Origin of the sequence: Nesterenkonia aethiopica, assembly GCF_039534665.1 — a bacterium.
Classification (GTDB): Bacteria; Actinomycetota; Actinomycetes; order Actinomycetales; family Micrococcaceae; genus Nesterenkonia; species Nesterenkonia aethiopica.
The window spans coordinates 149,393-173,784 of record NZ_BAAAVT010000001.1; the positions used below are offsets into that span (position 1 = coordinate 149,393).

The following is a 24,392-nucleotide window of genomic DNA, read 5'->3' on the forward strand; positions in this document are numbered from 1 at the left end:
TCCGGGGCGGCCCTCTCGTGTCTTCTCGCGCGCCCGGGTCCGTGATCCGGCTCTCCACCCCTTAGACTGAGGCGCATGGATACGCCCGACCGCGCTGCCCTGGTCCGAGAGCTGGAGCGGGAGTTCAACCGGCTCTTCGTACGACGCCGGTTCAACGCCCTGCAGCTGGCCCGACGGATCGACCCGGAGATCGAGCCCGCCTCCTACTCCGTGCTGGCCACTCTGCAGAACGAGGGCCCGGCCCGGATGACGTCGATCGCACGGTATCTGGGGATCGGCAAGCCGACGCTGTCCCGCCAGCTGACGACGCTGGTGTCCCGCGGATGGGTGAGCAAGGAGACGGATCCCGCCGACGGCCGAGCTCAGACCATCACGCTCACCTCCGAGGGCCGCCGCCGCCTCGAGGCCGCCCAGCAGGAGCGCGCCGAGCGTTATCTGACGATGCTCCAGTCCTGGAGCGAGGACGAGATCGAGACGCTGTATTCCCTGGTGGCCAAGCTCAACCGCACCTATGCGGAGCTGGATCCCACTGGTGCCGGTGCATCCGCCGCCGCCAGTGCTGAGGAGTCGGAGGGCGACGACGTCGCGTCTCCCGCCTCCCCGGACTGATCGGATCCGGACTGCACTGATCCCGACTGCACTGTTCTGGATCGCACTGTTCCGGATTGCACTGTGCGGGGCTGTGCTGTGCCGAGCCGCGGCCCCGCGGCTGCCGGGCTGGAGACGGGTGACGCCCGTTCGACATGACATGATCTGGCCGGCCACTGTGCCGACGGAGAGGACGCGCCCATGCGGCTGAGCAGATTCTGGTTCCTCATGGAGGAGGAGTTCGGCTCCGGCTATGCCCATGTGCTGGCCGGTTCGCTGGTGCTCAGCGACTATCAGAAGACGGCGCTGCAGGCCCTCGACGCCGGCGTCAGCCCGCGTGACGTGTGGGAAGCGGTCTGCGATCAGCAGGACGTGCCCGCCTCACGGCGCCTGGGCCGGGACCTTCCGCCCAAGCGCTGAGCGTGGAGCGGTCCCGAGGGTGACCGCGCGGCGGCCTCCGGACGAGCTCGCAGCGAGGACCGACACGCGCGCCGGGTTCGAAGCTGTGTTCGATGCAGTGCGGTAGTGTTCTCCACAGAAGGTGCTGCAGACGACGAGCGCCACGCCCGGCCGTCCACAGGATGGCTTGACCGTCTCGGATGTGTCAGAGGTGGTGCGTAGTGTCAGAGAAGTCAGCACCGCACAGGTGCGAGTCCATCAGCACAGACGACGTCACAGAGGTGAACCATGGCAGTCAGCCCCGACCGGGAGAAGGCTCTCGAAGCCGCCCTGGCCCAGATCGACAAGCAGTACGGCAAGGGCTCGGTGATGCGCCTGGGGGACGAGACCCGGGCGCCGATCGAGACCATCTCCACCTCCTCCATCTCGATGGATGCCGCGCTCGGCATCGGGGGCTTCCCTCGCGGTCGTGTCGTGGAGATCTACGGTCCGGAATCCTCCGGAAAGACCACGGTCGCACTCCACGCGGTGGCCAATGCGCAGAAGAACGGCGGCATCGCGGCGTTCATCGACGCGGAGCATGCGCTGGACCCGACCTACGCGGCCAAGCTCGGAGTGGACACGGACGCGCTGCTGGTCTCCCAGCCGGACACCGGCGAGCAGGCGCTGGAGATCATGGACATGCTGGTCTCCTCCGGATCCCTGGACATCGTCGTCATCGACTCGGTGGCGGCGCTGGTGCCGCGCGCTGAGATCGAGGGTGAGATGGGGGACAGCCACGTCGGGCTCCAGGCCCGTCTGATGTCGCAGGCGCTGCGCAAGATCACCGGACGCCTGGCCCAGACGAAGACGACCGCGATCTTCATCAACCAGCTGCGTGAGAAGGTCGGAGTCTTCTTCGGCTCCCCGGAGACCACCTCAGGAGGCAAGGCGCTGAAGTTCTACGCCTCGGTCCGGGTGGACGTGCGCCGCATCGAGACCCTCAAAGAGGGCACCAATGCGGTGGGCAACCGGACGCGCGCCAAGATCGTGAAGAACAAGATGGCCCCGCCCTTCAAGCAGGCCGAGTTCGACATCCTCTACGGCGAGGGGATCTCTCGCGAAGGAGGCCTGATCGACGTCGGCGTGGAGAACGGACTGGTCAAGAAGTCCGGAGCCTGGTTCACCTACGACGGCGACCAGCTCGGTCAGGGCAAGGAGAAGGCGCGGCAGTTCCTCAAGGACAATCCGGATCTTGCCGATGAGATCGAGCGACGCATCAAGCAGAAGCTCGGCATCATCGCCCCGGACGCCGACGAGGACGGGCCGGCCCTGAAGGCCGTCGACGGTCCCGCCTGATCCTGGCCGATGAACGCCAGCCCGGACCCTGTCAGCCCACACCCTGCGAGCCCAGACCCCGCGAGCCCGGACCCGACCCGTGCCTCCCGTGAGGACACCATCGCGTCACTGCGGAAGGAGCTGACGCGCCTCGAGACGGGGGAGACGACCTCGACCCTCTTTCAGGAGGGGCCTGGCGACGCCCCCGTCTCGTCCGCGGACGTGTCCTCCGATGCTCCCGTCGCGCCGCGATGGCCCGATCAGGCGAGTTCGGCTCAGGCGGGTACGGCGGAGCCGACCCCGCCGGCAGCGTCATCCCCACCGGCGGAGACAACTCCGTCAGCAGAGACAACCCCGTCAGCAGAGCCCGTAGGCGCGATCGGCGGCGATGGTCCCAGAGACGATGACCACGAGCGGGCACGCGCTGTGGTGCTGCGCAAGCTCACCGGCTCGGCCAAGAGCCGCCACCAGCTCTCGGAGACTCTGCGAGAGAAGGGATTCTCCGAGAGCGTCATCGGGGCGGTCCTGGACCGTCTCGAGGAGGTCCAGCTCATCGACGACGCCGCATTCGCACGCATGTGGGTGCGGACCAGGCATGAGACGCGCGGCCTCGGTCGTGCCGCCCTGCGGCGTGAGCTGAAGGATCGCGGCATCGCGGAGGCACTCGCCGAAGAGGCCCTCGAGCAGCTCAGTGTCGCGGACGAGGATGCGATGGCCCGGGAGCTGATCGGCAAGAGGCTGCGCGGGGTCGCTCTGCCTGCCGGCCATGACGCCGCCGCCCGGAAGGAGCGGGACCGTCAGACTCGTCGCCTCGTCTCGATGCTGGCTCGCCGAGGACACAGCCCCGGGGCGGCCTTCCAGCTGGTGCGTGAGGCACTGGAGGACCACACTGCCGAGGGGATGCCCTGAAGGCGGCGCTCGTGTCTCGAGGGGCAGTGGCTGAGCCGCAGCACCGACGTCTGGCCGCAGCAGATTGCCTGGACGCGTAGAATTGACCGGCACCGCGGCTCAAGACCGCGCCCGAGTCCGAGACCGCCCCCGTGAGATCTGCGAGCGTGACCATGACCGAGACGACGTTGGACCGCACCGACCCCGCCCACCCGGCACGAGGCTCCGCAACGGCTTCTGCTGTGGATGCGGGCCTGGACCTGGCATCCCCGAGTCGCACCTATGAGGTCCGCACGTTCGGCTGCCAGATGAACGTCCATGACTCTGAGCGCATCTCCGGGCTGCTGGAAGATGCCGGCTACGTGGCGGCGGAAGAGGGCGCCACCCCGGATCTGGTGGTCTTCAACACCTGTGCCGTGCGGGAGAACGCGGACAACAAACTCTATGGACACCTCGGCATGCTGCGCGGCACCAAGCGGGAGCACGCGGGCATGCAGATCGCCGTCGGCGGCTGTCTGGCGCAGAAGGACCAGAACACGGTGTTGGAGAAGGCGCCCTGGGTGGACGTCGTCTTCGGCACCCACAACATCGGCTCGCTGCCCACTCTGCTGGAGCGTTCGCGCCACAATCAGGACGCCGAGATCGAGATCCTCGAGTCGTTGGAGACCTTCCCCTCCACGTTGCCCACCAAGAGGGACGCCGTCTACTCCGGCTGGGCGTCGATCTCCGTGGGATGCAACAACACGTGCACGTTCTGCATCGTTCCCTCGCTGCGGGGGAAGGAACGTGACCGGCGCCCTGGCGACATCCTCGCCGAAGTCCAGGCGCTCGTCGCCGACGGCGCTGTGGAGGTCACCCTGCTGGGGCAGAACGTCAACACCTACGGAGTCGAGTTCGGAGACCGTGGGGCCTTTGCGAAGCTTCTGCGTGCCTGCGGTGACATCGACGGCCTGGAGCGGGTCCGGTTCACCAGCCCGCACCCGGCCTCCTTCACCGACGACGTCATCGAGGCCATGGCCGAGACTCCCAATGTGATGCCGCAGCTCCACATGCCCCTGCAGTCCGGTTCCGACACCGTGCTGAAGGCCATGCGACGGTCCTACCGCTCGAAGAAGTTCCTGGGCATCCTCGACAAGGTGCGGGAGCGCATGCCCCATGCCTCGGTCACCACCGACATCATCGTGGGCTTCCCCGGGGAGACCGAGAAGGACTTCGAGGACACGCTGCGGGTGGTCGAGGCCTCTCGCTTCTCCTCGGCGTTCACCTTCCAGTACTCGCCGCGGCCGGGCACGCCGGCGGCGACCATGGAGGACCAGATCCCCAAGGCGGTCGTCCAGGAACGCTTCGAGCGACTCGTGGAGCTGCAGAATCGGATCACCGCGGAGGAGAACCAGCGCCAGATCGGCACCACGCAGGAGCTGCTGGTCACCGCCGACGCCGGGACCAAGGGGTCGGAGACCGGCCGCCTCTCGGGCCGCGCAGCGGACAACCGGCTGGTGCACTTCTCGGTCCCCGCAGGTGCCGAGTCGCCCCGCCCAGGGGACTTCGTCTCCGTGACGATCACCGACGCCGGATCCCACCACCTGCTCGCCGATCCCGCCTCCGCCCAGGAGTACCATCTGCGCCGGTCCCGGGCCGGCGACGCGTGGGATCGTGCGCAGGCAGAATCCTGCGGAGTCGGCACCACCCAGGTCGGAGGCGCCCAGCCCGGGCCTGTCTCCCTGGGCATGCCGACGCTGCGCTCGGACGGCTGAGCCGGTGGCGAGTTCCTCCCGTCCGCCGTTGATCGCTGTCGTTGGGGCGACCGCCACCGGGAAGTCCGCCCTCGGCGTGGAGCTCGCCCGTCGGCTCGACGGTGAGGTCATCAACGCCGACTCGATGCAGCTCTACCGCGGCATGGACATCGGCACCGCCAAGGTGACGGCGGACCAGCGGCGCGGAGTCCCCCACCACCTGCTCGACGTCCTCGACGTCACCGAGGAGGCCTCCGTGGCCGTCTATCGGGACCGGGCGCGGGAACTGGTCCGTGAGACCCGGTCGCGCGGCCGCACACCCATCCTCGTCGGGGGCTCCGGGCTCTACGTGCGCGCCGTCGTCGACGCCATCGAGTTTCCGCCCACCGAGCCGGGAGTGCGCAGCCGGCTCGCCCAATGGCTGGAGGACGAGGGTGCGGGCGCGCTGCGGGAGGAGCTGCGCCGGGCAGACCCGGAGTCGGCCGCCGTCATCAAGGACGACCGTCGGCTGGTGCGCGCGTTGGAGGTCGTCTCCATCACCGGGCGGACCTTCTCCTCCTTCATGCCGCGACGGATCCACGAGCCCACGGTGGAGCCGGTGGTCCAGCTGGGCCTCAGCCTTCCCCGGGAGACCTTGCAGTCCCGCATCGCCGCCCGCGTCGAGGAGATGGCCGCCCACGGTCTCCTCGAGGAGGTCCGGGCGCTGGAGGATCGAGGCCTCCGCGAGGGCCGCACCGCCTCGCGGGCCATCGGCTACCAGCAGTTCCTCGACGTGCTCGACGGCAGGATCAGCCAGGAGGAGGCGGTGGAGGACACCACCGTGGCCACCCGTCGTTTCGCCAAACGTCAGGACACCTGGTTCCGCGCCGATCCACGGATCCGCTGGCTTCCCGTGGACCTGGAGGCCGACGACGTCGCCGGATCCCTCGCCGACCAGGCTGAGCCCGCGCTGCGGGAAGGACCGGAGTCCTCCTGACGTTGTAGCCTGCAGCGCAGTTGTAGCCTGCATCGCACCCGCCGCATCTCACCCCCCCCCACCCCTTCAGGAAGGCAGCCCCTGTGGCCCACCACCTCTCCGCCCTCGACGCGCTGCGTGGCGCCCCCTTCACCAAGGCCCACGCCACAGGCAACGACTTCGTGATGTTCGCGGACCCCGACGGCACGCGGCACATCACACCCGAGGTGGTGAAGGCCCTGTGCGACCGGCACCTGGGCGTCGGCGGCGACGGGCTCATCCGCGCCGTCCCGGTCCGGCACGTCGCGGAGGCGCGCGACATCGCTGCCGCTGATGAAGACCTCTCGGCGCATGGCGGCGAGGACCTGTGGTTCATGGACTACTGGAATGCCGACGGCACAGTGGCCGAGATGTGCGGCAACGGTGTGCGGGCGTTCGCTCATTTCCTGGTCTCCGAGGACCTCGTCCAGCTCGAGGAGGAGGAGCAGCTGCCGGTGGTGACGCGGGCCGGAGCGCGGACCGTACGACGTGTCCCGGAGGGCTATGCCATCGGCATGGGCATCTGGTCCTTCCTGGATCCCGAACTCGCCAGCTCCAACGCCTCCGACTCGTTGGTCATCGCCCAGGGGCTCACCGACCCTCGGCCCGCGCTGAGCATCTCGATGGGCAACCCGCACACGGTCGTCGCACTGTCCGCGGAGCAGGCGCTCGAGGACCTGGACCTGAACCAGGCGCCCCAGGTGGACCCGGTGCCGCCGGACGGGACCAATGTGGAGTTCGTCGTGCCGGCCGATCCTCTCGTCGTCGACGGCGAGGGGCAGGTCCGTCTGCGCGTCCACGAGCGCGGCGTGGGTGAGACGCTGTCCTGCGGCACCGGTGCATGTGCGGCGGCCGCCGCCGTGCGGGTCTGGGCGGCCGAGGACGGCGTCGACACCTGGACCGTCCAGGTCCCCGGAGGGCGGCTGCGTGTGCGCTTCCTCTCCCGTGCCGACGGGGCGGAGGACGTGGAGCTCTCGGGCCCGGCAGAGAACGTCTACCGCGGCACCATCATCTGATCGTGCGGACTCGGGACGCGGGGGAGCGGGAAGGATGAGCGCTCACGGGAAGGCTCAGCCGCCGGTCCGCGTCACCCGCAGGAGGCGGAACCCCTTGTCCGTCTCTGGCCGGTCCGCGTCGAAGTCGTCGCCCACGGCGGCCAGCATCGAACGGATCCAGGTCAGCAGCGAATCGGCGCCGAGGTTCTTCTGCACGACCAGCCAGGCTTCGGCATCATCGGCCAGCCGGGGAAGCCACAGCTCCAGCAGTTCGTGCAGCACGGCCTTGCCCACCCTGATCGGGGGATTGGACCAGATGGTGTCGAACCGGACGCCCGCGGGCACCTGGTCAGGGGAGAGGACCTCCACGTTGTCCAGCCCGAGCCGCCGCGCGTTCTCCGCGCACAGCTCACGGGCCCGCTCGTTGACGTCCACAGCCCAGACGGCCGCCTCCGGCGAGCGGAGCGCCATCGTCAGGGCGATCGGCCCCCACCCGCAGCCGATGTCCAGCAGATGCCCTGCGGGAGCAGGGTCCGGGACGTGCTTGAGCAGTACGGCGGTGCCCTTGTCGATGCCCTCGGGAGAGAAGATGCCGCCGGCGGTGACCACCGAGACGGCACGGCCTGCCAGATCGACGTCGATCTCGCGCCGCTTCAGGGGGCCCGAGGGTGCGGAGGAGAAGTAGTGCTGTGAGCTCACCCGTCGATGCTATCTCCTGCACGGTCCAGGATTCGCTGTCCACCGTCAGAACCCGTAGAATGGAGCACCATGTGGATTATCTACCTCTGATGCTCCCGTGAGAGGCGGCCTGGCCGCCCACGGTCGAGCACGCGGACGACCCGGCACTCTGCGCTGACGCGGACAGTCGGCCCAGCCCGCGACCATCCGCCAGCATGATCATCCGCCCGGCCCCTCGGCGAGCTCCGTCGCGACGGCCCGGGACCACCACCTCTCGAATCCGCGCCCCACCAGCCGTCCCCGTGGTCGGCCCGCCGCAGGCGAACCCGCCGGGCGGCCCGGTCCGGGCGACCCTTCCACTGAGACGCCTCCACGACGACGGCTGCCCTGCGAAGCGACCAGGGCCTCGTCGTCCACAGATGGCACTGGTCGCTAGTGCCCCTGCACGGCCGCGCCGTAGGATGGAAGGACCCTCTGACGAGGGTGCGCCGGAGCCGAGATCCGGCATCGCGGGATCCGCCGCTGACCGGCGATCCCCTTGAGGAGACTATGACGAACACGCACCATGACAGCATCACACCCAGCACGGGCGACGAGGACCTGCAGCCCCAGGACCAGGCGGGCTCCGGCTCGGCGGCCGAGAGCGGGGACCAGGCATCCGTGGACGCCACCATCGAACGGATCCTGGCCGCCGACCAGGCACGCGCCGAGACGGTCGCCCGCTCGGGGCGGACCCGCTTCGTCGCCGACCCTGGGCATCGACGCGAGGACCAGGATGCGGAGCGGCGCCGCCGCTCCGTGCTGGAGGAACAGGCCCGTGAGCTCTCCGATCTGAGGACCGAGCACACCGAGGCCGACGGCGACCAGTTCGACCTGCTCGAGCGCCGGTCGCTGCGCCGCGTCGAGGGTCTCTCGACGGAGCTCGAAGACGTCACTGAGGTCGAGTATCGCCAGCTGCGCCTCGAACGCGTCGTGCTGGCAGGACTGTGGACTGAGGGCCCCATCGCCGAGGCGGAACACTCGCTGCGGGAGCTCGCCGCACTGGCGGAGACCGCCGGTTCCACCGTCCTGGACGGCTTCGTCCAGCGCCGCTCCACCCCGGACCCGGGGACATTCTTCGGCTCCGGCAAGGCAGAGGAGATCCGTCAGGCCGTCGCCGAACTGGGCGCGGACACCGTCGTCGTCGACTCCGAGCTCGCCCCCTCGCAGCGTCGTGGCCTCGAGGACATCGTCAAGGTCAAGGTCATCGACCGCACCGGCCTGATCCTGGACATCTTCGCCCAGCATGCCAAGTCTCGGGAGGGCAAGGCGCAGGTGGAGCTCGCCCAGCTGGAATACCTCCTGCCGCGTCTCCGCGGCTGGGGCGAGTCGATGTCCCGGCAGGCCGGTGGTCAGGTCGGCGGCGCCGGGGCCGGCATGGGCTCTCGCGGACCCGGTGAGACCAAGATCGAGCTGGACCGGCGCCGCATCAACACGCGCATGGCCAAGCTGCGCAAACAGATCGCTGGCATGAAGCCGGCCCGTGAGGCGAAGCGCGCCAATCGGAAGCGGCATGCCGTGCCGTCGGTGGCGATCGCCGGCTACACCAACGCCGGCAAGTCGTCCCTGCTGAACCGGCTCACCGATGCCGGCGTGATGGTGGAGAACGCCCTGTTCGCCACCCTGGACCCCACCACCCGCAAGGCCGTGACGCCGGACGGCATCGGCTACACGCTCTCGGACACGGTCGGGTTCGTGCGTCAGCTGCCCACTCAGCTGGTGGAGGCGTTCCGCTCCACGCTGGAGGAGGTCGCCGACGCCGACCTGATCCTCCACGTGGTCGATGCCTCGCATCCTGAGCCGGAGAGCCAGATTAGCGCGGTGCGCACCGTGCTTGCCGAGGTGGACGCTCACGAGGTCCCCGAGATCATCGTGCTGAACAAGGTAGACATGGCTGACGACGTCGTCGTCGACCGCATCCGACGGCGCGAGCCGCGGACCGTGCTGGTCTCGGCCCACACGGGTCAGGGCATCGATGAGCTGCGGCAGCTGATCAGCGAGTCGATCCCGCGGCCGGACGTGTCCCTGGAACTGCTGGTGCCGTATGCAGCAGGAGACGTGGTCTCTCGACTGCATGAGGCGGATGCGGAGATTCTGAGCACCGAGTACCTGGCTGAGGGCACGCGCATGAGCGTGAAGGTGCGCCCGAGCCTCGCCGCGGAGCTGCAGGAGCATGTCATCGGCGGTGCCTCCGCGGCGACCGACGAGCCGGGCGCCGCGTGAGTCCGGAGGCGCCGACGACACAGTCCACCGGGCACCTGCGCTCCACGGAGCTGCTGGATCATGTGGTCTCCGCGATGGGCGGCGTGCACCGCGAAGGGCAGATGGACATGGCGCGGCACGTGAGCCACGCCCTGCGCCGGCGTCGTCACCTGCTCGTGCAGGCGGGCACCGGGACCGGCAAGTCGCTGGCCTACCTGGTGCCCGCTGTGGTGCACGCGTTGGAGGCGGACCGTCCGGTGCTGATCTCCACCGCGACGTTGGCGCTGCAGGCACAGATCATGGGCCGTGATCTGCCCCGACTGTTGGACCATCTGGGGGAGGAGCTGGAGGAGGAGGTCTCCATCGCCCTGGTCAAGGGACGGGCGAACTACCTGTGCCGGCACAAGCTGGACGGCGGGTTCCCCGACCAGGACGACGAGCAGGCGCTCTTCTCCTTCGGCGACGAGCCTGCCGTGGACTCCGTGCCGGAGCCGGGTTCACGGCTGGGGCGTGAGATCGTGCGGCTGCGCGAATGGGCCGAAGAGACCTCCACGGGAGACCGAGACGACCTGCCTGAGGGCGTCTCGGACAAGGCGTGGCGTCAGGTCTCCGTCAATGCCGTCGACTGCATCGGTCCGCGGAAGTGCCCCATGGCGGCTGAGTGCTTCTCCGAGCTTGCGCGGGAGCAGGCTCAGGAGGCCGACATCGTGGTCACCAACCACGCCATGCTGGCCATCGACGCCTTCGAGGGGCTGCAGGTGCTGCCCGAGCACGACGCGGTGATCATCGATGAGGCCCATGAGCTGGCTGATCGCGTCACCTCGGCGGTCACAGCACAGCTCTCCGTCCAGATGATCCAGACGGCCGCGGCCACGCTGCGGCGTCACACCGCGCTCAGCGGCGAGGACCTGCAGGCGGCGGCCATCGCCGTCGACGCTGCCTTCCACGGCAAGGAGTCGGGGCTGCTGGCACGCGGCCTGGACGCCCAGCAGAGCCAGGCGTTGGAGATCACCCGCAACGCCGCCCGCACCGCGCTGTCTGACAGCAAGCCGTCCGGCGAGGCCGAGGCCGACACCGGACGCTCCACCGCACGGGCACGGGTCCAGGCGGTGCAGGAGACCGCTGAGCGCATGCTGAACTCCCGGGAGACGCCGGACGTCATCTGGCTGACCCGCCCGGGCAGCTTCAGCCCGGGCGTGGGATACCGCGAGGCAGACATCACGGAGCCGCCGATCCTGAACGTCGCACCGACGTCGGTGGCGGGTCGCCTGCGGGAGGGCCTCTTCGGAGAGCGCACGGTGGTGCTCACCTCCGCCACGCTGACCATCGGCGACAGCTTCGACCCGGTGGCGGGGTCACTCGGGCTGGGCGGGGAGAATGCCCCCGCCTGGGACGCCATCGACGTCGGCAGCCCTTTCGACTACCCGAAGCAGGGCGTGCTCTATGTGGCCAAGGACCTCCCCGCGCCGTCCTTGAAGACCGCTGATCGGCAGCGGGACGAGCTCGCCGGGCTCATCGAGGCGTCACGGGGCGCGACGCTGGCCCTGTTCTCCTCGCGCCGCGCCGCTGAAGAGGCCGCCGAGGAGCTGCGGGAACGCCTGGAGGTGCCGATTCTGTGTCAGGGTGACGCCACCATGTCGGCCCTGGTCCGCCAGTTCGCCGAGGATGAAGAGTCCTGTCTGTTCGGGACGATGAGCCTCTGGCAGGGGGTGGACGTCCCGGGCCGATCGTGCCGACTGGTGGCGATCGACCGCATCCCGTTCCCCCGACCCGACGATCCGCTGATGAGCGCCCGCACCCAGGAAGTGGCGCGCAACGGTGGAAACGGCTTCATGCAGGTCGCGGCCACGCACGCCGCCACCCGGCTGGCTCAGGGGGCTGGGCGACTGATCCGCAGCGCCGAGGACCGGGGCGTGCTGGCGATCCTGGACTCTCGCCTGGCCACCGCACGGTACGGCGGCTTCCTGAAGAAGTCCATGCCGGAGTTCTGGCCCACTGTCGACGGAGACGTCGCGCGAGGGGCACTGCGGCGGCTCGCCGGCCAGGGGCTCGATCCGAGCGCCTGACTGGCGTCCTCGTGCGCAGAAGGACACAGAAGGAGGGGCGCCGACCGTACGGTCGGCGCCCCTCCTTCTGTGCGGGCCTGCCGGATGGTCTCCGGGCGGCGCTGGGGGCCGTGAGGGTGCCTGGTCTCGAGGCTGCGTGGCTCAGAGGCTCCGCAGTACGGTGACGACCTTGCCCATAATGGTGGCCTGATCCCCGAGGATCGGCTCATAGCTGCGGTTCTGCGGGAGCAGCCACTGATGCCCGTCGCGCCGCCGGAGAGTCTTCACGGTCGCCTCATCATCGAGCAGGGCGGCGACGATGTCTCCGTTCTCGGCCGTGTGCTGGCGACGCACCACCACCCAGTCGTCCTCGAAGATGCCGGCCTCGATCATCGAGTCGCCGCGTACCTGGAGCATGAACAGCTCACCTTCGCCGGTGAGCTGGCGAGGCAGCGGCATGACGTCCTCGACCTGCTGCTCGGCCAGGATGGGACCACCTGCAGCGATGCGACCGACCACCGGAATGTCGGTCGTCCGGCTGTCCGTCTGCTCGCGGTAGGCGTCGAGATCGACGACCGCACCGTCATCGGAGGCCTGACGTGCCGGGGAAGAGCTCGGGGGAGGGAACGCCGGCTCGTCCGGGACGTCCGCAGCGATGAGGCGGCCTGAGGAATCACGGATGACTTCCATGGCGCGCGGCTTGCCGGGCACCCGACGCAGGTAGCCCATCTGCTGCAGGCGGGCGAGCTGATGCGTCACAGAGGACAGCGAGGCGAGCCCGCAGGCGTCGCCGATCTCACGCATCGACGGGGGGTATCCACGCTCTGCGAGGGCCTCCTGGATGACGTCGACGATGCCGCGCTGCCGGTCGGTGAGCCGGGGCGCGGCGTCCCCCGGTGTCTCCGTCGGCTGGGAATCCTCGGCTGGTCGCTTGTCCACGGCCATCTCTCACGCCTCTCTCCGCAGGGTCTGGTCCCGTCGTCCGCTCGTCATGTCAGAGGGTCCTGGTGGAATCTCCTGCATGGACATCCGGTCGAACATCGCATCCGAAACTCGGTTCGAACATGTGTCTCAGGCTACGGGATCCGGACGGCCGAGACCAGCATATTCGAACGCATGTCTGGTGCCCGGTCGAACATCTGTGCTAGAAATAGAACACATCTTCGAATCCATGCCGAGACGAGATCCCGCACGAGAGAGGTCCTTCCCCATGCGTCACTCGCACACCTCCTTCACCACCTCCGCGGCCGGACAGGCCTACGTCGCCTCTTCCGCCGGTGCACCAGGACGTCTCAACCTCACCCGGCGAGGCCGCCTGGTGATCCTCGGGGTCCCCGCGCTGACGCTGCTCGTCGCCGCCTTGGTGGGCGTGGCGCTCTTGGTGGGCAGCTTCGTCAACATGGCGCAGGCCACCAGCCATGGGGCGCCGGGAGTCGCCGCTGTCGAAGTCACGGTGGCACCCGGGGACACCCTCTGGAGCGTGGCCTCGGGCCTGGGTACCGGGGAGGACACCCAGGTGCTGATCACGCAGATCGCTGAGCTCAATGATCTGACCAGCTCCGAGATCCATCCCGGGCAGACGCTGTACGTTCCGGTGGCGGACTGAGGTCGCGCCCGGTGGACGCGTTCTGCTCCGGCGGAGATCACTCGCGGCTCCGTGGGCGATCAGAGCCGAGCGGGACGGAGCAGGTCGGAGCAGGTCGGAGCAGGACAGTGCGGGTCGGAGCAGGACAGAGATGACGCGGTGGGACGGGAGCGCCGTGACGGCGCCGCAGCGCCACGGCTCCGATGAGTAGGATGGACGCGTGATTCCTCCTCAGAACGGCGTCGGCGGATCCACGTCGACGGCCGGCCTCAGCAGATCAGAGCGCCTGGCGCGCCTGCCGCTCCGCGAGGAGCTGCGCGGCCAGGAGCCCTACGGCGCGCCGCAGCTGCCGGTGTGGGCCATGCTCAACGTCAACGAGACCACCTATGACGTCCCCGCTGATGTCGTGGACGCCATCACCAAGGAAGTCAGGCATGCGGCTCAGACGCTGAATCGATACCCGGATCGGGAGTTCACCCGTCTGCGGGAGAAGCTCGCCGAGTACCTGGCCCATGGGCTGACCGCCGAGCACATCTGGGCGGCCAACGGCTCCAATGAGATCATGCAGCACATCCTGCAGGCCTTCGCCGGTCCGGGTCGCTCCGTGATGGCCTTCCCTCCCACCTATTCGATGTACCCCCTCTATGCGCGAGGCACCTACAGCCGGTACATCGCAGGGACCCGGGGCGAGGACTTCACCCAGGGCGCGGAGGACGTGGCCCGGCAGATCCGAGAGCACCGGCCTGACGTGGTCATCCTCTGCTCGCCGAACAATCCCACGGGCACGGCGCTGGGGCTCGACGTCGTCGAGGCGGCCTACGATGCCGCCGTCGAGGGTGGCACCATGGTGGTCGTCGACGAGGCCTACGGTGAGTTCCGGCAGAGCGGCACTCCGTCCGCGCTGGAGCTCCTGCCCGGGCGTGAACGGCTCATCGTCTCCCGCACCATGTCCAAGGCCTTCGCCCTGGCCGGCGGGAGGCTGGGTTACCTGGCCGCGGCCGAGGAGGTCACCGACGCGCTGCGGCTGGTGCGCCTGCCCTACCACCTGTCGGCGATCACCCAGGCCGCGGCCGAGGCGGCCCTGGATCACAGCGAGGCGCTGATGGCCAATGTGGAGCGGATCAAGACTCAGCGTGACCGCATCGTCGACACGTTGACGCGGTACGGGCTCAGCCCCGCCCCGTCAGACGCGAACTTCGTGTTCTTCGGCGGGCTCGAGGACGAGAAGGCCGCGTGGCAGCATCTGCTGGACGACGGCATCCTCATCCGCGATGTCGGCATCCCCGGCCACCTGCGGGTCACCGCGGGCACCGAGGCGGAGACCACCGCCTTCCTGGAGTCCCTGGCTCGGCATCTCGGCCGCTGAGACTCCGCCCGAGGCCGCTGAACGCCGTGAAGGCCGGTGCGTAGACTGGTCCACGGCGTCATCAGACCCTTCACCCCGTACCCACGAGCAGGAGCCATGGGAGCAGAACTGATCTCGGGCCGCGCGGCCCAGATGGAACGAGTCACTTCCGAGTCCAGCGTGCGCGTGCGCATGGACCTCGATGGAACAGGCACCTCGGAGATCTCCACCACGGTGCCGTTCTTCGACCACATGCTCACCGCTCTGGCGAAGCATTCGCTGATCGATCTGACGGTCGAGTCGACCGGGGACACCCACATCGATGTGCATCACACGGTGGAGGACACCTCGATCGTCCTCGGCGAGGTGCTGCGTACCGCGCTGGGTGACAAGGCCGGCATCCGCCGTTTCGGAGAGGCGACCGTCCCGCTCGACGAGGCCCTGGCGCACGCCGTCGTCGACGTCTCCGGACGTCCCTACCTCGTGCACTCCGGCGAGCCGGAGGGGCAGCAGTATCACCTGATCGGCGGTCACTTCACCGGCTCCATGACGCGCCACGTCTTCGAGGCCATCACCTATCACGCCGGCATCTGCCTGCACATGCGTGTGTTGGCGGGCCGCGACCCGCACCACATCGTCGAGGCCCAGTTCAAAGCCTTCGCCCGTGCGCTGCGCGCCGCCGTCGAATCGGACCCGCGGGTGGAGGGCATCCCCTCCACGAAGGGAGCGCTCTGATGGCCAAGCCCGACGTCGTCGTCCTTGACTACGGCTCCGGCAACGTCCACTCGGCCGTCCGCGCCCTGGAGCGTGCCGGTGCCCAGGTGACTCTGACCCGCGAGACGGTCCGGATCCAGGAGGCCGCCGGCCTGGTGGTTCCCGGGGTCGGAGCCTTCGCCGCTGTGATGGACGCGCTGACGGCGATCGACGGGCCACGCTGGATCGGACGCCGCATCGCCGGAGGCCGACCCGTGCTGGGCATCTGCGTGGGGCACCAGATCCTCTTCGAACGTGGAGTGGAGCACGGCATCGCGGCCGACGGCATGGGGGAGTGGCCTGGTGAGGTGACCGCTCTGCCGGACGACGTCGTGGTGCCGCACATGGGGTGGAACACGGTCCGGGCCCCCGAGGGCACCGTGCTGTTCGACGGCATCGAGGATGAGCGGTTCTACTTCGTGCACTCCTACGCGGTGCAGTCCTGGGACTTCGACCAGACCGTCGAGTCGATGGCTGCGCCGAAGGTGACCTGGTCCCACCACGGCGCGGACTTCATCGCCGCGGTGGAGAACGGCCCCCTGTCGGCCACGCAGTTCCACCCGGAGAAGTCCGGCGACGCCGGCATGCAGCTGCTGAAGAACTGGATCGACAGCCTCTGAGAGCCCGGGCCGGCCGCCATGGCCCCGATCCGCTGACCACCGACCCGACCCTGTCCCAGGAAGAGAGACCCGACCCCATGGCTGAGAACGCCCCCGAGATCGCCACCGTGCCCGCCCTGGAGCTGCTGCCCGCCGTCGACGTCGCCGACGGTCAGGCCGTTCGTCTGGTGCAGGGCGAGGCCGGCTCCGAGACCAGCTACGGCGACCCGCTGGACGCGGCGCTGACCTGGCAGCAGGACGGCGCCGAGTGGATCCACCTGGTGGACCTCGACGCCGCCTTCGGTCGCGGCCACAACCGCGAGGTCCTGGCCCGAGTGGTCCGCGAGCTGGACATCAAGATCGAGCTCTCCGGCGGTATTCGGGACGATGACTCTCTCGACCGCGCTCTGGAGTTCGGGGCGACCCGCGTGAACCTGGGCACCGCCGCACTGGAGGATCCGGAGTGGACCGCCCGGGCGATCGAACGCCACGGAGAGGCCATCGCGGTGGGGCTCGACGTCCGGGGGGAGACGCTCGCGGCCCGCGGCTGGACCAAGGAGGGCGGCAACCTCTGGGAGGTCCTGGAACGACTGGAGGATGCCGGGTGTCCGCGCTACGTGGTCACCGACGTGACCAAGGACGGGACCCTCCGTGGACCGAACACCGCGCTGCTGGCCGAGGTCTGCCGCCGCACCGCCAAGCCCGTGGTGGCCTCCGGCGGGATCTCGTCGCTGGAGGACGTCTCCGCCCTGGCGCAGATGGTCTCCCACGGCGTGGAGGGTGCCATCATGGGCAAGGCCCTCTATGCCGGAAAGTTCACCTTCCCGGAGGCACTGAAGGCGGCCGCCGCGTCGGCATGAGTCACCACGGCGACCACCACGGCGCAGATGCCGCCGACCGTCGGGAGCTTCCGGCCCACATCGCGAACCTGCTGCAGCGGCAGGCCCGCTCGGCGGACGGACGAGCCGCGGACTCGGCGGGCGTCCCCTGGGAGGGGCGGGACCTCTCCGGCGGGGGAAACCCGCTGCACACCTTCGACGGAGACGACGGGCTGATCGCCCCGCAGATCCAGGAGGCCCAGGACCGTCTGCTGGCCGGAGACCTCGATGAGGCAGGCTTCGTCGAGTCCCTGCAGGGTCAGCGCCTCTTCGTGCCGGTGATCGCCACCGTGGCCGAGCACGGTCATGCCCCCTCGGGCGGACCGGCCGGGGACAAGGAGGCGGACATCGCCCTGGTCACGATCACCTCGGCGTCGGGGCGTCCCACCATGCCGGTGTTCAGCTCAGTGGAGTCGATGACCGCCTGGCACGCCGAAGCGCGCCCGGTGGCCGCCGAAGCGGAGCGCGTCATGCTGGCCGCGCTGGCTGAGGGAGCCGAGCTCGTCGTCCTGGATCCAGGGGCGGAGCTCACCTTCGTGGTGCGCAGCCCGGCCGTGGCGGCCTTGGCTCAGGGCCGGCTGTGGACGCCGTCCTACCGCGACCCGCAGGTGGCTGATGCCTTGCAGGACGTGGTGGACCAGTGCCTGGGCGTGGTGCGGCTGGTCGTGGCGCCGGGGAAGGGTGTGGCCACCGCGACGGCCTCCGGAGCGCCCGTGGCCGGCGGCGGCAGCGGGCCCGAGCTGAGCATCGGTGTGGTGCTGGAGCCGGGTGTGGACGCCGTTGATGCCCGCCTGGCGCTGGCCAGCGTGCAGGCCTGCCTGCACGCTGTTCCGGCGCTGCGGGAGAAGGCCGATTCGGTCGAGGTGGTCCTGGCGCGCGACGTCGGGTGATTCACAGACGTCGGCGCTGGGGCGACGGGACGTCTGGCGTCCGGCGCACGGCGCTGCCGCAGGAGTTCAGGCCAGCTCGGTGTCCTGGGCGGTCTGCAGCAGTTTCATGCAGGTGCGCTGCAGGGCGAGGGCCTCGTCGTTGTCGAGCGTCTCATGGAAGATCTGCCGGATGTGCCGGGCGTGGACCTGTGAAGCGTCCCGGAAGACCCGCCGTCCCTCGTCGGTGAGCTGGGCCTTCATGCCGCGCCGATCGCTGGGGTCGGCGCATCGAGTGATGAGCCCCCGGGTCTGCAGCGACTTCGCCTGGTAGGACAGGCGTGACGGCGAGAAGATCATCCGCTCGGCGAGTTCCCCCATGCGCAGCTGGTTGCCCTCCGCCTCGGCGAGGACCAGCAGCAGGTTGTAGTCCGAGAGCCGAAGACCGGTGGCGGCGTGGAGGCCCTTCTCCATCGTCTTGCTGACGATCGCGGAGGTCTCCAGGAACGTGCGCCACGCCTTCGCCTTGGGCGACGTGCCGGTGAGGTCCCGTGCCGGAGGGGCGGCGTCCTGAGGTTCCTGGGCGTCTTCGCCAGCGACGGCGTCCACGCGGCCACCTCCTGCGTCCCCTGATCGTGCGACTGATTCGAGCTCGTCCAGTCTACGGCACCGGGGACTCAGGCGGGTCGGTTCAGTCGTCCACCTGGACCAGGTCGCCGGTGACGACGTCCACAGCGATCTCCTGGCCGTTGTCGAGTTCGATCTCCCAGACGACGGTGCCCGACTCGGAGTCGAGCTGCGCCTCGTCGACGAAGGCGCCGGAGGGGTCGCCGACCCGGTCTTCGACGATCCGGAAAGCCTCGGCGATATCGATCTCGGTCGAGTCGATCTCTCGCAGGTCGTCGCTGTCCGGGGCGTCGTCGTCCTCGGTGTAGACGATCTCCAGACTGGACTTGTCGGTGTGCACCTCTCGCTCGATGCCGTCCACGAGCACGTGCCACTCATAGCGGCCGTCATCGGACTCCACCTCGAAGACCACACCCTCCGGGTACTCGGCCTGGACCGTCTCCAGACCCCCGTACAGCGGGTGATCGTCGGAGTCCGCGGGCGAGGTCTCCGCGGCGGCGTCCGTCGCGGTGTCATCGCTCGGGTCCGTGCCTTCACCCTCGGCTGAGGCGTCGTCCTCCGGGCGTGAAGTCTCGGAGCCGCCTGTATCGGCCGAGCCGTCCTCCGACGCGGCCGCGTCGTCGTGAGCCGCGTCGTCGGCGCTGATCGTCACCGCGGTGCTGGGCTCCCCGTCAGCGGAGGTGTCGAGCGTGTCATCAAGGCCGCAGGAGGTCAGTGCCAGGGAAGCCAGAGCTGTGACCGACAGGGCGGTGGCGGTGGGGCGGGACAGGGTTCGGGTCATGGTGTTCTCCTTCAAGGAGCCGGCCCGCGCGGTGCTCGGGGCCGACAGGATGTTGTCGTGCTGCATGACCATCATTCTCAGAACCCCAGATGAGAAGGCCATGAGAGATCGGTGAGATCTCGATGAGAACCGACTCGTGGAGAGCCGAGCCGGCGGCGCGGCAGGCGGCGACGCGGCAGCCGGCGACGCGGCAGCCGGCGACGCCGTAGCCGGAGGATCCTCAGTCGGACTCGTCATCGTCGAGCGTGTCAGGATCCCCGCCGATGTTGTTGTCCTCCACCGGGTTGTCCCCGACCGGCACGATGGCGCTGTTGCGGGCGTCGATGATCACCGTGTTCTCCGAGGCGGCGCCCTCGATGGTGACGTTCCACACCAGCAGGTCATCGTCGCGGGTCTCCAGCTCGGCGGCAAGGATCACCCCGGTGGACTCCGTCTGGGCGATCTGCAGGGCGCGCAGCAGCGGGACCTGGACCTCTTCCGCCGCCTCCTGCATCCAGTCCTCGGCCTCACCGGAGTCCCGGCTGTCCACCTCGGAGGCGCCCTCCTGGTCGACCACGACGGTCTGCAGGTCCTGGCCGTCCACCAGCAGCTGTACCTCCATCCCGGCTTCCTCGTCGGTCTCCTTGTCGAAACCGACGGCCATGCCGCCGTCTTCGCCGAGCGCCGTATTGACCGCCCGCAGCGCGACATCGGTGGACAGGTCGACGTCGTCGGCGTCGTAAGGGTTCTCCGCCGACGGTTCGTTCGACGGTGTGGGCGCCTCGCCCTCGGTGTCCTCGGGTGCGGCGGCGTCCTCGTCGATGGGGGAGCCGCACCCGGCCAGAAGACTCGCCGAGACGGCGATCGCGACCAGTGCTGCAGAGCTGCGGGAAGAACTGAACATGACTCCATCCTTATCGTGGAGACCTCCATGGTCCCTGGATGTTCCCTCCAGGAGCAGAGCTGCGCCGACGATCATCCGGGGAGGGCCCACTGGATCATGCGGGGCCCCTCCGCTCCCAGCTGCACCGCCCGTCCGGGGATGGGCCGATCCAGCACCGGCACGCTCGTGGCGAAGAAGTCTCCCTGAGACCGATGCGTCGGGCTGAGCAGGATGTTCCCGGGGGCCGACCGGGCATGATGCGACCACGGTATCTGCGAGTACAGAGACCCGCTCGGCTGTGCGGCGCCGACCACCTGGATCCCGGACTGGATCCAGCGATCGACGCTGCGATGCCGCTGAACATCGAGCTGGTCTGCATCGTCCAGCAGCACGGTCGTGGTCTCCGGCTCCTCAGTCCAGGTTCCTTGCGGAGAGAGCAGCGTCGCGTCCGGCAGCACCTGGCGCAGGACCTCCAGGCACGTCGACCGACCGGTGCCCGGGGCTCCGAGGATCAGCGTGGCGGGACCCCGCCTCCAGAGGACCGGGGCCTGGGTGAACTGAGCGACGCCGATCACCGGATCCCCGGGTGCGTCGGGAGACCGGTGCTCCTGAGCTGAGGACAGCAGATCGTGGAGGCGGACCTTCTGGGGCAGCGGCCGGACAGAGACGCTCGGCGTGTCGACGGCGCCAGGGGCCCCCTCATCGGCGGGATCCGTCTCCGCAGAGATGGGTGAGGACGCCAACTGGACCTCCACGCCGGGGGAAGGGTGCCCGGGACTGATCAGCACCCCGCGGCCGGGGAGAGGGTCCACCGGACGCAGACGGGGCCAGAGCATCTGGGTGTCCTGCGAGACGCCGTGCGGCAGGTAGATCCGGCGGGGCAGCCGTGAGCCCACCCGTCCGCTCGCCAGCTCGCGCCCCCCGGAGAGCAGCACGGAGATCCCGACGTCGGCACCGTCGCTGATCAGCGTCCCCAGCAGGTGTTCCAGCATGCCCCCGCTGGGGCCCTGAAGGGACTGATGCCACTGAGGGTAGCCGCTGACCAGCACGACGATCTCGGGGACCTCGGTGGTGCGGAGGGACGGGTCGGTGCGCCGGGAGGTGAGCTCGTCGACCAGCAGCTGCAGCAGGTGGACGACCTCCGGCATGTCCTCGTCCGTCAGCAGGCTCGCCACGCGGGCGTCCGCGGCGAAGGTCTGCAGCGAGCGGTCGCCGTCAAGGAGGTGGACCTGCCACGCCGGGGCGTCGGCCGTCGACGGTGGCCGCAGCAGCTGCGCGGCCAGGGCCGCCACGGCCTCCCGCCCACCGGAGCCGCCTTCGCCGATGAGGCCCAGACTGCCGTCCTGCCGGGGGGACCACAGCAGCGGGACCTGATCCTGCTCGGCCGGAAGGTCCAGTCTCCCCAGGGCAGGCGGCCCCGAACGGCCGCCACGGGCGGCGTCGGCGTCGATGGTCTCCGGCAGAGGCGGCAGCAGGGGAGTGTGCCGGCGGGTCAGCCCTCCGGCGTCCACGGCCCGGCCCAGGGCGGCGACGACGTCAAAGGTGGAGGCCCCAGTGGCCGACACCGTCCGGGACAGCGGCCGGTGGTCTGCCGGTCGGAGGGCCACTGGGGCTTCGGCGGTGGAGAGCAGCCCGGTCTGGAAGACCACGGACTCGTCTCCGGGCCGGCGCAGGATCCCCCGGCCGGGGAGGTTCCGGGGGATCCTGCCTGCCTCCACCGTCCCGACGAGGTCCCGTGATTCGTCCTCGCTGCGCAGCCTCAGGGTGACGATGCTGCCGATGTTTGCCCGGATGTCTGCGGTGACGACTCCCTGAGGGCGTTGGGTGGACAGCACCAGGTGCAGGCCCAGGGAGCGGCCGAGCGTGGCCAGGCGCATGAGCTCGTCCATCGTCTCGGGCAGTTCGTGGGAGAAGATCCGGAACTCGTCGATGACCACCAGGATCCTCGCCAACGGGTCATCCGGCCGCAGCCGCCGGTACTCGGGATAGTCTCCGGCCCCGGCGTCGAGAAAGAGCCTCTCCCGACGCACCAGCTCGGAACGGATGCCTTCCAACGTGCGCTCCGCCTGCGCCTGTGAGAGATCGGTGATCAGGGCCAGCGAGTGCTCCAGCTCGGTCAGATGCTGGAAGGTCGCGCCACCTTTGAAGTCGAAGAGCACCAAGGACAGCTCTGTGGGACTGTACCGGGCGGCCCAGCCGAGCAGCAGAGCCTTGAGCAGCTCGGACTTCCCCGACCCCGAGGTCCCTGCCAGCAGGATGTGGGGACCGTCCTCCACCAGATCCAGGTGCTCCTCACCAGTGGCGCTGCGTCCCAGGACCGACGTCAGGGAGGTCGAGGCGCTGCGGGACATCAGGTCGGCGGGAAGCGGCATCTCGAGCCGCTCCGGGACCTGCCCGGTGCCCTCGATGGGGCCGCCTCGAGGCAGCGCCAGACGCAGCAGCTGGTCCAGGGTCTGGCGGGAGACCCCGTCGGCCACCAGGTCGTGGGCTCCGGCGGTCAGCGTCGGGTCAGCGTCATCCGTGGACCGGTCTGAGGGTTCGTCGGCGGCGGAGGCCGGCGCGGCGCCGGCGACTCGACGCAGGTTCCGGGTGGTCAGGTCGATCTCCCAGCCGGGGACCTCCCCGGCCGGGTACGGTCCCGGAGGCTCGTCGACGTGGACCACGCACCAGCCGTCGAGGAGAGCCGCGTCGATGAGCTCCGTGGGCACGGGAACGTCCACGAGCAGCACTGCAGGGCCACCGACTGTGGGCAGGTCCGCGACGTCGGCCTGCTCGCCGGGAGTCAGACCCACTCCGTGGTCGTCGAGGAGGACACGAGGCCACTGCGACGGCTCCGCGAGGAGGTGGATCTCGGGTCTGTGCGGACGAGGGCGGATGACCAGCTGGGCCAGGAACCAGCGCAGGAGACGACGAGTCAGTCGCCTCGGACCGGCCAGGTGGACCACCTCTCCAGGGCGCAGTGGGGCTCCCACCCCGCTGTGCACCGACACGGCGTCGACCCGTCGTGTCGAGGCTGGGGTGTCGACGGCGGGGCGCGTGATGCCGTGCCCCAGACGGACCACCGGGACACGACGGGCCGCTGCCGAGTCCTGGGCCCGGGCCGCAGCCGACGGGTTCGCCGCGTCGTGTGGTGCCGCGCTCGCCGGGCCGGGGCTGAGCCCCGGAGGCTCACGCAGGCGCCTGATGAGGTCGCCCGGGGTGTCCAGGAGCGCGTCACTGCGATCGGCCCAACGGCCGGCGGCGGCGTCGACGGCCGCCCGGAACTTCCGACGACGGCGGGCAGCGTCGACGACTGTCGCCGCGGCCACCAGCGCGGAGACCGCGGAGAACAGGAGGAAGAACCACATGCCGGTGACCAAGACCAGGACGATCCCGACGAGCAGGGGGACGCAGGCCATCACGAGCATCATCCGGTGCTTGCCTTCGGGAGGGTCCTCGTCGACCGCCACCGGCGGGGGAGGCCAGCTGCCCTGAGACGCCGGAGGCGGACCGTCGGTGAGCAGGCGCAACGTCGAGTCCCCCACCTGCAGCGGCTCAGAGTCGCTCCAACGGACAGCGCCTCTCCCGCCCTGTGGCTGATCGGGCGAGGACACAGTGACGGCGCGCTCGCCGACATCGATCACACAGTGTTCCCGCGCGATGTCCGGATCCGCCACGGCGATGTCGACCGAGCCTCGCCCGACGGTGTACCGGCCCCGCAGCAGGGGCACCAGCCGCCCAGCGTCGGGCCCTTCGTCGAGACACAGCTGCAGCGCGGGTGCGGCTCCGCCGGGCTGTGCAGCGAGGGACCCATGTCCCGGGCCCGCGGGAGGCGTGTCGCCAGGATGGAGCACCACGACCATTCCCGGATGGATCTGGCGGGCCCCTCGAGGCAGAGTCGCCAACGGGATGCCGTCGACGACACCTGTCACCGGAGCATCGCAGCGACCCATCCAGGTGGCCAGTGCTTCGGCGAGCTGCGCACCGGAGGGCTGAGAGGTGCCGTCGACACGCAGGCGGATGTCATGTACGCCGTGTCCGGGGGACTGATCGCGCAACTCGCGCCATCGCGCCTCTGACAGTGCACCGGGAGCGCGCACCACGGTCAGCGACATCGACATCGGTCCTCCTCAGCGGCGTCCGGATCATGGTCGAAGGCTTCAGCCTAGGCATCAGGAGCATCACAGAACAGCGACCTGCGGCAGGCTGTGGAGAACCGCTGTGCCGTCCCCAGGGATG

General features: G+C 69.6%; 21 protein-coding genes. 15 read left to right on the top strand and 6 right to left on the bottom strand.

The window, feature by feature from the left end:
• The first annotated feature begins 75 nt into the window (after nt 1–75).
• The 7 genes from ABD658_RS00650 (at nt 76) to dapF (ending at nt 6,935) form a co-directional block, all read left to right on the top strand.
• A complete protein-coding gene (locus tag ABD658_RS00650; protein WP_344683578.1) occupies nt 76–609 on the top strand; it encodes a MarR family winged helix-turn-helix transcriptional regulator in 534 nt (177 codons plus the stop codon).
• Nucleotides 610–789: 180 nt separating this feature from the next.
• Nucleotides 790–1,008 carry a DUF3046 domain-containing protein gene (locus ABD658_RS00655; protein ID WP_070159475.1) on the top strand — a complete coding sequence of 73 codons (219 nt, stop codon included), beginning with the start codon at nt 790–792 and terminating at the stop codon, nt 1,006–1,008.
• A 267-nt stretch (nt 1,009–1,275) separates the two neighbouring features.
• A complete protein-coding gene (recA, locus tag ABD658_RS00660) occupies nt 1,276–2,325 on the top strand; it encodes a recombinase RecA (RefSeq protein WP_070159473.1) in 1,050 nt (349 codons plus the stop codon).
• 405 nt (nt 2,326–2,730) lie between these two features.
• Nucleotides 2,731–3,213, top strand: coding sequence for a regulatory protein RecX (locus ABD658_RS00665; RefSeq protein WP_344683574.1), 483 nt, complete (start codon nt 2,731–2,733; stop codon nt 3,211–3,213).
• A 152-nt stretch (nt 3,214–3,365) separates the two neighbouring features.
• Nucleotides 3,366–4,946, top strand: coding sequence for a tRNA (N6-isopentenyl adenosine(37)-C2)-methylthiotransferase MiaB (gene miaB, locus ABD658_RS00670; RefSeq protein ID WP_344743652.1), 1,581 nt, complete (start codon nt 3,366–3,368; stop codon nt 4,944–4,946).
• A gap of 28 nt (nt 4,947–4,974) precedes the next feature.
• Complete coding sequence (miaA, locus tag ABD658_RS00675) at nt 4,975–5,901, top strand: tRNA (adenosine(37)-N6)-dimethylallyltransferase MiaA (RefSeq protein WP_344683570.1); 927 nt, start codon at nt 4,975–4,977, stop codon at nt 5,899–5,901.
• An 83-nt stretch (nt 5,902–5,984) separates the two neighbouring features.
• Nucleotides 5,985–6,935 carry a diaminopimelate epimerase gene (dapF, locus tag ABD658_RS00680; RefSeq protein WP_311023797.1) on the top strand — a complete coding sequence of 317 codons (951 nt, stop codon included), beginning with the start codon at nt 5,985–5,987 and terminating at the stop codon, nt 6,933–6,935.
• A 54-nt stretch (nt 6,936–6,989) separates the two neighbouring features.
• Here dapF and ABD658_RS00685 read toward each other — a convergent pair whose 3' ends face one another.
• Nucleotides 6,990–7,613: a class I SAM-dependent methyltransferase gene (locus ABD658_RS00685; protein WP_311023799.1), complete on the bottom strand. Its 624-nt coding sequence runs from the start codon at nt 7,611–7,613 to the stop codon at nt 6,990–6,992.
• Between the two features lie 528 nt (nt 7,614–8,141).
• On the opposite strand from ABD658_RS00685, the gene hflX reads away from it, so the two are divergent.
• Both hflX and ABD658_RS00695 read left to right on the top strand, forming a co-directional pair.
• Nucleotides 8,142–9,854 (top strand): GTPase HflX, encoded by a 1,713-nt coding sequence (hflX, locus tag ABD658_RS00690; protein WP_344683566.1) that lies wholly within the window; start codon nt 8,142–8,144, stop codon nt 9,852–9,854.
• The gene (locus tag ABD658_RS00695; protein WP_070159466.1) at nt 9,851–11,899 is read left to right on the top strand and encodes an ATP-dependent DNA helicase; all 2,049 of its coding nucleotides are present in this window, start codon (nt 9,851–9,853) and stop codon (nt 11,897–11,899) included. Before hflX ends, ABD658_RS00695 begins: the two co-directional genes overlap by 4 nt.
• Before the next feature lie 141 nt (nt 11,900–12,040).
• Here ABD658_RS00695 and lexA read toward each other — a convergent pair whose 3' ends face one another.
• Complete coding sequence (gene lexA, locus ABD658_RS00700; RefSeq protein WP_396954333.1) at nt 12,041–12,733, bottom strand: transcriptional repressor LexA; 693 nt, start codon at nt 12,731–12,733, stop codon at nt 12,041–12,043.
• Nucleotides 12,734–13,088: 355 nt separating this feature from the next.
• Here lexA and ABD658_RS00705 point away from each other — a divergent pair, with 355 nt between their 5' ends.
• The 6 genes from ABD658_RS00705 to ABD658_RS00730 all read left to right on the top strand — a co-directional run bounded on the left by ABD658_RS00705 (nt 13,089) and on the right by ABD658_RS00730 (nt 17,928).
• Complete coding sequence (locus ABD658_RS00705) at nt 13,089–13,484, top strand: LysM peptidoglycan-binding domain-containing protein (RefSeq protein WP_170922561.1); 396 nt, start codon at nt 13,089–13,091, stop codon at nt 13,482–13,484.
• 199 nt (nt 13,485–13,683) lie between these two features.
• Nucleotides 13,684–14,829, top strand: a complete 1,146-nt coding sequence (locus ABD658_RS00710) for a histidinol-phosphate transaminase (protein ID WP_425574445.1) — start codon at nt 13,684–13,686, stop codon at nt 14,827–14,829.
• Between the two features lie 96 nt (nt 14,830–14,925).
• Nucleotides 14,926–15,543: an imidazoleglycerol-phosphate dehydratase HisB gene (hisB, locus tag ABD658_RS00715; RefSeq protein WP_344683562.1), complete on the top strand. Its 618-nt coding sequence runs from the start codon at nt 14,926–14,928 to the stop codon at nt 15,541–15,543.
• Entirely contained in the window at nt 15,543–16,181 is a 639-nt protein-coding gene (gene hisH, locus ABD658_RS00720; protein WP_311023804.1) for an imidazole glycerol phosphate synthase subunit HisH, read from the top strand. The genes hisB and hisH overlap by 1 nt, the downstream gene beginning before the upstream one ends.
• Nucleotides 16,182–16,258: 77 nt before the next feature.
• Complete coding sequence (priA, locus tag ABD658_RS00725) at nt 16,259–17,020, top strand: bifunctional 1-(5-phosphoribosyl)-5-((5-phosphoribosylamino)methylideneamino)imidazole-4-carboxamide isomerase/phosphoribosylanthranilate isomerase PriA (RefSeq protein ID WP_344683559.1); 762 nt, start codon at nt 16,259–16,261, stop codon at nt 17,018–17,020.
• Nucleotides 17,017–17,928, top strand: a complete 912-nt coding sequence (locus tag ABD658_RS00730) for an SseB family protein (RefSeq protein ID WP_344683557.1) — start codon at nt 17,017–17,019, stop codon at nt 17,926–17,928. Before priA ends, ABD658_RS00730 begins: the two co-directional genes overlap by 4 nt.
• A 66-nt stretch (nt 17,929–17,994) precedes the next feature.
• Here the strand turns inward: ABD658_RS00730 and ABD658_RS00735 are convergent, their stop codons facing one another.
• The 4 genes from ABD658_RS00735 to ABD658_RS00750 form a co-directional block, all read right to left on the bottom strand.
• Nucleotides 17,995–18,513, bottom strand: a complete 519-nt coding sequence (locus ABD658_RS00735) for a MarR family winged helix-turn-helix transcriptional regulator (protein WP_344683555.1) — start codon at nt 18,511–18,513, stop codon at nt 17,995–17,997.
• Nucleotides 18,514–18,595: 82 nt separating this feature from the next.
• The gene (locus tag ABD658_RS00740) at nt 18,596–19,312 is read right to left on the bottom strand and encodes a PepSY domain-containing protein (RefSeq protein WP_344683553.1); all 717 of its coding nucleotides are present in this window, start codon (nt 19,310–19,312) and stop codon (nt 18,596–18,598) included.
• Nucleotides 19,313–19,532: 220 nt separating this feature from the next.
• Entirely contained in the window at nt 19,533–20,195 is a 663-nt protein-coding gene (locus ABD658_RS00745; protein ID WP_311023811.1) for a PepSY domain-containing protein, read from the bottom strand.
• A gap of 71 nt (nt 20,196–20,266) precedes the next feature.
• Nucleotides 20,267–24,274 (bottom strand): FtsK/SpoIIIE domain-containing protein, encoded by a 4,008-nt coding sequence (locus ABD658_RS00750; protein ID WP_344743600.1) that lies wholly within the window; start codon nt 24,272–24,274, stop codon nt 20,267–20,269.
• Nucleotides 24,275–24,392: the final 118 nt, after the last annotated feature.

Bases quoted from the DNA above. Each gene is read 5' to 3' on its own strand.
- hisB (WP_344683562.1), top strand. From the start codon at position 14,926: ATGGGAGCAGAACTGATCTCGGGCCGCGCGGCCCAGATGGAACGAGTC.
- priA (WP_344683559.1), top strand. From the start codon at position 16,259: ATGGCTGAGAACGCCCCCGAGATCGCCACCGTGCCCGCCCTGGAGCTG.
- miaB (WP_344743652.1), top strand. From the start codon at position 3,366: ATGACCGAGACGACGTTGGACCGCACCGACCCCGCCCACCCGGCACGA.
- ABD658_RS00740 (WP_344683553.1), bottom strand. From the start codon at position 19,312: ATGACCCGAACCCTGTCCCGCCCCACCGCCACCGCCCTGTCGGTCACA.
- ABD658_RS00730 (WP_344683557.1), top strand. From the start codon at position 17,017: ATGAGTCACCACGGCGACCACCACGGCGCAGATGCCGCCGACCGTCGG.
- ABD658_RS00750 (WP_344743600.1), bottom strand. From the start codon at position 24,274: ATGTCGATGTCGCTGACCGTGGTGCGCGCTCCCGGTGCACTGTCAGAG.
- ABD658_RS00705 (WP_170922561.1), top strand. From the start codon at position 13,089: ATGCGTCACTCGCACACCTCCTTCACCACCTCCGCGGCCGGACAGGCC.
- ABD658_RS00655 (WP_070159475.1), top strand. From the start codon at position 790: ATGCGGCTGAGCAGATTCTGGTTCCTCATGGAGGAGGAGTTCGGCTCC.
- ABD658_RS00650 (WP_344683578.1), top strand. From the start codon at position 76: ATGGATACGCCCGACCGCGCTGCCCTGGTCCGAGAGCTGGAGCGGGAG.
- hisH (WP_311023804.1), top strand. From the start codon at position 15,543: ATGGCCAAGCCCGACGTCGTCGTCCTTGACTACGGCTCCGGCAACGTC.
- recA (WP_070159473.1), top strand. From the start codon at position 1,276: ATGGCAGTCAGCCCCGACCGGGAGAAGGCTCTCGAAGCCGCCCTGGCC.
- hflX (WP_344683566.1), top strand. From the start codon at position 8,142: ATGACGAACACGCACCATGACAGCATCACACCCAGCACGGGCGACGAG.
- ABD658_RS00745 (WP_311023811.1), bottom strand. From the start codon at position 20,195: ATGTTCAGTTCTTCCCGCAGCTCTGCAGCACTGGTCGCGATCGCCGTC.